Source organism: Bacillus sp. XF8 (genome assembly GCF_017498755.1).
In the GTDB taxonomy this organism is placed as follows: Bacteria; Bacillota; Bacilli; order Bacillales; family Bacillaceae_G; genus Bacillus_A; species Bacillus_A bingmayongensis.
The window spans coordinates 1-4,536 of sequence record NZ_JAGDQK010000068.1; the positions used below are offsets into that span (position 1 = coordinate 1).

Here is a 4,536-nt window from a genome sequence, read left to right on the forward strand (position 1 = left end):
TTCTCATGCTGAAGGTTTGGATACTACTGCTAGTGGATTTGCTTCTCATGCTGAAGGTTTGGATACTACTGCTAGTGAATTGGCTTCCCATGCAGAAGGGCTTGGCACAATTGCTAGTGGTTTTGCTTCTCATGCTGAAGGGCTTGGCGCAATTGCTAGTGGCTTTGCTTCTCATGCTGAAGGAGATGGTACAATTGCAGATGGGATGTTTTCTCATACTGAAGGATCATTTACTTGTGCTAACGGTTTACTAGGTGTCCATGTTATGGGACAAAATGGAGGACCTAATCTTGCTGTTGATCTCCCTTTCTCTTGGTATCTTGTAAATGGTGGAGGGGTATGTGATCCAGCAGGCGTAGTGGCAAAGATTCTAAGTAATGGGTCTGCTTGTTTTGACAGTACCGTAACGGCTAGTGCATATATAACAGCTGCTGGAGCTTGTGATTATGCCGAAATGTTTGAAACGTTAGATGGCCAATCAATTGATATCGGGCACTTTGTTACACTAGATGCCGAGAAAATACGAAAAGCAAATGCGAGTGATGATTATATTTTAGGGGTTACAAGTTCTCGTCCTGGCATATTAGCAGATACCCAAGATCCTACATGCTCTAAATATTTGCTGGATGAATGGAACCGTGAGATATATGAAGAGGTTGTAAAAGAAGCTATCAAAGACAGTGAAGGAAATATTATTATACCCGAACGCACAGAAACAAGAAAAAAACTCAATCCAGCATGGGATCCAAATATTCCGTGTAGTTCACGACTAACTAGACCTGAATGGGTAGCTGTAGGACTAGTAGGAAAACTACTTGTTCGAGATGATGGAACATGCCGTCCAGCAAGTTATTGCCGATCAAATAATGAGGGAATTGCAACAGCAACAACTAACGGATATCGTGTTATGAAACGTACGGGACCAAATCAGATTATGATTTTAGTTCGCTAAAAATTTAAACATCTTAATTGTGTAAAGAACAAATTCAGCTATACATTCTAAACAAATAACCCCTACCATAAGGTAGAGCACAAGTAAGATGAGTTACACGTATCATATAACAATCTATATCAACAGCAAAAAAGGCGATTATTTCATTTTCACTAGCATAAAACCATGTTTATATAATCCCCAAAGCTGTAGCTATCAAACGGTTAGCTATTTTTTTATTCTCATAAAAATTATCACGTCTCATCATCAATTCATTGTAAACATATGAATCTTTTACTTTTTCACTTCCTAAGTATTTCAACTCAATTATCTGACGCTGATCGTTATCAAGTGCATTCTGCAACGTCCGTTCAATCTGTTTAAAACGTATCTCACGCTTCTTATCATCTTTCATTTTCGGGAAAAGAACCGCGCACCCTGCTTGAATTTGTTCCTCTTGATTTTTCATCCGGACACATAATGCTTTGTAGTTTTTCAGCTCTTTCACCACAAGTCTACGCATCTCTTTTTCATCGATGTCTTCAAAGAATGACAATTGGTTCATATGATACGCTTCCCCTCCGTTCAAACTGTTTTTGTATTCAAAGGATTATTTTGTAAAAAATATCCTATTAATATTTTTTTGGTTTTATTCCCCTTTATTTTCTATTAGAATTAAATAGAAAATATGGTGATAACAAAGGAGAAATAAATCAATGAAACATACTATAAACCTATGGTCCTTTATTTTTTCATTCATTTGTATCGGTTTATTCCTCTTATATCTTGGAGCAGGATCCCCTGAACTGAATAAATATGTTACGAATTCTTTATATTTCCACCCTTTATTTTTTTTACTAATCTTAACTATAGGAACTTTTTTTGCTGGCATGATTGGCTTCTCTAAGATAAACCATTGGAAATCAGCGCTAAGAAGTATAGTGACAGTTCTACTGACATTTTCATTATCTATGTTTTTGACATTTATTTTGATTGTAGGATATGCATTAAGTTAAAACGCAATTTAAATACAAACTGAATAAATCTCAATCTTCCGTCAATACTGTAGATAGGCGATAGCCAGAACTCATTTAAAGTCCCTAACCTTTCTCCTTCCCCTGGAGAGCCGAGCAGTTAGCTTTTGCTAGCTGCTCTTTTATTGGTTACATTTACTATTAGTAACCATCATGATTACACCTTATAATGTAGAAGCTCGATTAAATCGGGTTGTTATACCCATTACCCTAGGAAACTAGGGTTTTGTTTTGTACAAAATGAAATTTTTATTCAATCTCTCCCTTCTGTCCTCTCAAGTATGTAGATTTTCACATTAATATTCTTTTTCATCTCTAATAAATAATAAAATTACGAGATTTAGTAGATAGGTAAGGGTTCCCTCACCTATCTAGCATCCTGGAATATATTAGCTACATTCAGGAAATCCAGCAGCTAATAACTGTTGTGCAATTAATGCTGGAATTGGTACTTTAAGTGTAACTAAGTCACCAACTTTTGTTACAAGAAAATATTGACCATTCTCAAGTAAAATACAAGTAATTTCCATTTGAGTTCCTCCTTTCTTTCAAACTACTAATAATCTATGAATTTATTAAAAGAAAGTGATAGGAAATAAGGTTTTTCTTATATATAAATATAAAATTAAATAAATACCTTTAATCAAACCACACATCTTAACCTCTAGTTGCGATAGGTAAGACTTTGAAGTTATCTCCATCTTTTCCCCCGCTTAACACTGTACGTGCGACTTTCACCGCATACAGCGTCCCATTTTCTCCTTTTATACTAAAGCAACTAGATTACAAACTTTACGGAGTTTGTTTATTTTCTTCAATTATTTATCGTTCAATTGAAGTATTCTCATATATTTTCTAATCGTCTCTTCATTTGTAGCGTGTATCAGTCTGTGGACAAATTCATGTACAATAATTAGGTTATTGAACTCGTCAGTTCCTCCCATATCTCTCGGTAGCTTGTGATGGCAGTGCGCATCATCAGCTAGTAAAAAGATTCCTGTGACAGCGCATTTACCATTTTGCATGGAATATCTCGATATTCTGTTATTTGTATACTTCATGCTCTTCCCTTTACTGGAGGATAGCAACATTTTTTGCATTTCATTAGCAATGTTGCCTTTTAGACTTTTGATGAGTTTTTGTCTTCCTTTTTTAGTATAATTGCATATGTCTTGACTGAAATTTTGAGGGAATCGTGTTTGTATATCAGCTAGTGGATATACATGATTACCTGCTACTTCAAAGGTTCTATAATTGTTCCTGTGAATTTTTTTATATAATACGTTAGCATTGGTAGGTATTTTATATTTCCCTATTGATTTTAGACGATTAAACAAGGTTTTCGAAAGACGAAAGGCTATTTCAGCAAAGTCTATATTCACATGTGTTGCGATTCTGTAATAATTTTTGATACCAAGCACATAGGAGTTATAGTCCTGTACTGCTTTTGCTGTTGGATTCTTTTGAATTGCTTTAATCCTTGTTTTTGCTTTTTCAAGGATATCCTTTTTCTTTTTCTCGCTTATATGTGTGTTTGCCACATATCTTTTGCGCTTTTTTACAGATTTGATAGAGAATCCTAGAAAATCCGAAGATTTTCTTTTTAGGTTAGTTATAGTTGATTTTTCATTAGATATATTAAGGTTTAATTGATTTTTGAGATATCCTTCCACTGCATGGAATATTTTAGTTGCAGATTGATGGTTGTTGGTAAATATTTTAAAATCATCTGCATATCTAACTATATACATTTTCTTCAATTATACTTTTGACAACAATTGATTTTTGGTTTCTATTGTATATGGTTTCCTTGTTTTAATATTCTCCCACTGACTAGATATCCACCAATCCAAATCGTTTAGTACAACATTACTAAGTAATGGACTTAGAATTCCTCCTTGCGGAGTTCCTTTTGTAGGAATGCCTTCTCCTTTGATTGGTGCTTTTAACATTTTTGAGATAATTGTCAGTACTCTTTTATCAGTTATACCTATGTTGTATAGTTGTATTAATAATTTGGAATGGTTTACGTCTTTCAAAGAAACCTTGTATATCAATATCTACTACGTGACTAAATCTCCCTCTGTTTATCAAGAATTGACACCTAGCCATTGCATGGTGTGTTGACCTGTTAGGTCTGAATCTATATGAATGCTTGTAGAATTTTGCTTCGCATATTGGTTCTAGGACCTGTTTGAACATTTGTTGAATCAATCTATCTCTCATTGTAGGGATTCCTAATGGGCGTTTCTTTCCATTTGGTTTAGGTATTTCTACCCTACGTACTATATGTGGTTTGTAATTTACGAGAGCTTTTCTTATGTTATCAACGAAAGAATCTACATCTTCCATTTTATAGTGGGCGATTGTGATACCATCTGTTCCTTCAGTTTTAGAGCCAGTGTTAGCCTTTATGTTTCTATATGCCAGTAGAATATTTTCTTTTGATACGATGTGTTTATATAAATTTATACCTTTAGTAGCATTGTTTTTACTACGTTGATATAAATCATCGAACACTTTTTGCATATCGTAATATTCTGCATGTCGTAATGTTGTACTCACCGATGT

Annotated in this window: 4 protein-coding genes and 1 pseudogene; 2 read left to right on the forward strand and 3 right to left on the reverse strand. The window is 34.3% G+C overall.

Annotated features, from left to right (window positions below):
* Positions 1-952: peptidase G2 autoproteolytic cleavage domain-containing protein (locus tag J4P91_RS27510; protein WP_279538732.1), on the forward strand; the 952-nt coding region annotated here is incomplete at its 5' end.
* 169 nt (positions 953-1,121) lie between these two features.
* Here J4P91_RS27510 and J4P91_RS27515 read toward each other — a convergent pair.
* Entirely contained in the window at positions 1,122-1,496 is a 375-nt protein-coding gene (locus tag J4P91_RS27515; RefSeq protein WP_207996618.1) for an ArpU family phage packaging/lysis transcriptional regulator, read from the reverse strand.
* 151 nt (positions 1,497-1,647) lie between these two features.
* Between J4P91_RS27515 and J4P91_RS29255 the strand changes: the two genes are divergently transcribed.
* Positions 1,648-1,947: a hypothetical protein gene (locus tag J4P91_RS29255; RefSeq protein ID WP_243764044.1), complete on the forward strand. Its 300-nt coding sequence runs from the start codon at positions 1,648-1,650 to the stop codon at positions 1,945-1,947.
* A 407-nt stretch (positions 1,948-2,354) separates the two neighbouring features.
* Here J4P91_RS29255 and J4P91_RS27520 read toward each other — a convergent pair whose 3' ends face one another.
* Positions 2,355-2,495 (reverse strand): exosporium protein G, encoded by a 141-nt coding sequence (locus tag J4P91_RS27520; RefSeq protein ID WP_207996619.1) that lies wholly within the window; start codon positions 2,493-2,495, stop codon positions 2,355-2,357.
* Positions 2,496-2,783: 288 nt separating this feature from the next.
* Positions 2,784-4,530 (reverse strand): annotated as a pseudogene (gene ltrA, locus J4P91_RS27525) (group II intron reverse transcriptase/maturase).
* Positions 4,531-4,536 lie beyond the last annotated feature (6 nt).